Origin of the sequence: Shimia haliotis (genome assembly GCF_900114415.1) — a bacterium.
Lineage (GTDB): Bacteria > Pseudomonadota > Alphaproteobacteria > Rhodobacterales > Rhodobacteraceae > Shimia > Shimia haliotis.
In genome coordinates, this window is the sequence record NZ_FOSZ01000017.1 from 1 (window position 1) to 3,456 (window position 3,456).

Below are 3,456 nucleotides of genomic sequence, written 5' to 3' on the forward strand. Positions count from 1 at the left end.
GAGAGATACGAGAGCTGGGTTGTTTACTAGGTTTGGCGATGACCTACTCTCCCACACCTTAAGATGCAGTACCATCGGCGCTACGGTGCTTAACTGCCGGGTTCGGGATGGGACCGGGTGTTTCACTCGCGCTATGATCACCAAACCGAGTAAACAACCCGGTTCTGATAGTGTTGTCCAAGTCTTGTACGCTGATTGTGTTGTGTATGACTTCATATGGTCCGTAAAAGTCTTTCTTTTACTGGATCAAATCAAGCCTATCGGGCAATTAGTACCAGTCAACTGAATGCGTTACCGCACTTACATCTCTGGCCTATCGACGAGGTGGTCTACCTCGGCCCTCAGGGATACCTTGTTTTGAGGGGGGCTTCCCGCTTAGATGCCTTCAGCGGTTATCCTGTCCGAACATAGCTACCCTGCACTGCTGCTGGCGCAACAACAGGTCCACCAGTGGTTCGTTCACCCCGGTCCTCTCGTACTAGGGGCAACTCCTCTCAAGTATCCTACACCCACGGCAGATAGGGACCGAACTGTCTCACGACGTTCTAAACCCAGCTCACGTACCTCTTTAAACGGCGAACAGCCGTACCCTTGGGACCTGCTCCAGCCCCAGGATGAGATGAGCCGACATCGAGGTGCCAAACACTGCCGTCGATATGGACTCTTGGGCAGTATCAGCCTGTTATCCCCGGCGTACCTTTTATCCGTTGAGCGATGGCCCTTCCACTCGGGACCACCGGATCACTATGGCCGTCTTTCGACTCTGCTCGACTTGTCAGTCTCGCAGTCAGGCTGGCTTCTGCCATTGCACTCAACGAGCGATTTCCGACCGCTCTGAGCCAACCTTCGCGCGCCTCCGTTACGCTTTAGGAGGCGACCGCCCCAGTCAAACTACCCGCCACACAGGGTCCCGGATCCGGATAACGGACCGCGGTTAGACATCAAGCAATGCAAGGGTGGTATCTCAAGGGAGGCTCCACCGGGACTGGCGTCCCGGTTTCAAAGCCCACCACCTATCCTGCACATGCATGGCCTGATGCCAGTGTGAAGCTGTAGTAAAGGTGCACGGGGTCTTTCCGTCTAACCGCGGGAAGCCTGCATCTTGACAGGCAATTCAATTTCGCTGAGTCGATGTTGGAGACAGCGGGGAAGTCGTTACGCCATTCGTGCAGGTCGGAACTTACCCGACAAGGAATTTCGCTACCTTAGGACCGTTATAGTTACGGCCGCCGTTTACCTGGGCTTCAATTCGGAGCTCTCACCCCTCCTTTTAACCTTCAGGCACCGGGCAGGCGTCAGACCCTATACGTCGTCTTGCGACTTCGCAGAGCCCTGTGTTTTTAGTAAACAGTCGCCACCCCCTGGTTTGTGCCCCCAGCCAATACTTGCGTAGAAACTGGGCCTCCTTCTCGCGAACTTACGGAGGTATTTTGCCGAGTTCCTTCAACATCGTTCTCTCAAGCGCCTTGGTATGCTCTACCAGTCCACCTGTGTCGGTTTAGGGTACGGTCTCATGGAGGGCTATTTCCAGGAACCAATCAGCGGCCTGCCCAATCCGATAAGGGCAAACAACCTTCATGATCCGTCACATCCTCCTGGCCTAGGAATATTAACCTAGTTCCCATCGCCTACGGCTTTCGCCCTCGGCTTAGGGGCCGGCTTACCCTGCTCAGATTAGCTTTAAGCAGGAACCCTTGGACTTTCGGCGAGAGTGTCTCTCACACTCTTTGTCGCTACTCATGTCATCATTCTCACTAGTGATCTCTCCACCGGATCGCTCACGCGCCGGCTTCATCGAAAGCTCCTATCCTCCAAGACACCCCGAAGGATGCTAAAGAGGATTGGAACTATGTCACACTACGCTCTGCTACCATGCACTATGTGCATCCTAGACTTCGGCTCATGGCTTGAGCCCCGTTACATCTTCGCCGCAGGACAACTTATTTAGACCAGTGAGCTGTTACGCTATCTTTAAAGGATGGCTGCTTCTAAGCCAACCTCCTGGTTGTTTTGGTCGTCCCACCTGCTTTCCCACTTAGCCATGAATTAGGGGCCTTAGTCGTAGGTCAGGGTTGTTTCCCTCTCCACTACGGACGTTAGCATCCGCAGTGTGTCTGCCATCCAGTACTCCCGGGTATTCGGAGTTTGATTAGGATCAGTAAGGCTGTAGGCCCCCATTACCCATTCAGTGCTCTACCCCCCGGGGTATTCAGATGACGCTCTACCTAAATAGATTTCGCAGAGAACCAGCTATCTCCGAGTTTGATTGGCCTTTCACCCCTAGGCACAGCTCATCCCGATCTTTTTCAACAGATGTGGGTTCGGTCCTCCAGTGCATGTTACTGCACCTTCAACCTGGCCATGCCTAGATCACTCGGTTTCGGGTCTGATCCATCTAACTCATTCGCCCTATTAAGACTCGCTTTCGCTGCGCCTACACCTAACGGCTTAAGCTTGCTAGATAGACCAAGTCGATGACCCATTATACAAAAGGTACGCTGTCAGCCCTCAAGGGGCCTCCAACTGATTGTAGGCGTTCGGTTTCAGGTACTGTTTCACTCCCCTCGTCGGGGTGCTTTTCACCTTTCCCTCACGGTACTGGTTCACTATCGGTCAGTAAGGAGTACTTAGCCTTCGAAGGTGGTCCTCCGATCTTCAGACAGAATTTCACGTGTTCCGCCCTACTTAATACATCCCATCGAGCTTAGAATACGGGGCTATCACCCGCTATGGCCATGCTTCCCAACATGTTCTTCTCACTCTCAAGGCTTGGCTGATCCGCGTTCGCTCGCCGCTACTAGCAGAGTATCAATTGATTTCCTTTCCTCCGGGTACTTAGATGTTTCAGTTCCCCGGGTTTGCTCTTAAAACCCTATGTATTCAGGTTAAAAGTACCTGGTTAAGAACCCTATTAGCTACCGAAGTAGTAATAGAGAACTTTCAGGTGGGTTCCCCCATTCAGAAATTCATGGATCAAAGCTTATTCTCAGCTCCCCATGACTTATCGCAGAGTATCACGTCTTTCATCGCCTCTTACTGCCAAGGCATTCACCAAACGCCCTTCTCGCGCTTGATTTGATCCAGAAAGAGAAAGACTTGCGTCTAACACGGACACACTAGCTGGTAAGCAATGCATCCTTCTTCTGAACCAAAAGTCATACTTTTCCCGCTCCTCATCTTGGAACCCAGACTGCCGATGTCGGTCGGCCCCGCCTGGAAGATAAGGAACTTATGCAAGATCTCTCGATCTTGCGGGTTAGTGTACTTGACTTGGACAACTCTGTTCGTTTCAGCCGGCAGACACATGCGAGGTCGAGGAAACAACCCATAACATATGCTCGCCCATCCAGCCGTTCATTCCGAAGAATTACTATAGCGTTCATAGGCACCAATCTGAGATCATCCCCGTACTTAGGGCGATCAAACAGTGTTGATTGTTACTTCAAGATTACTCTC

General features: G+C 52.1%; 2 rRNA genes. Both read right to left on the reverse strand.

What is annotated here, in order from left to right:
- Nucleotides 1–30: 30 nt before the first annotated feature.
- Nucleotides 31–145 (reverse strand): 5S ribosomal RNA (rrf, locus tag BM069_RS19550).
- 102 nt (nt 146–247) lie between these two features.
- Nucleotides 248–3,076 (reverse strand): 23S ribosomal RNA (locus tag BM069_RS19555).
- Nucleotides 3,077–3,456: the final 380 nt, after the last annotated feature.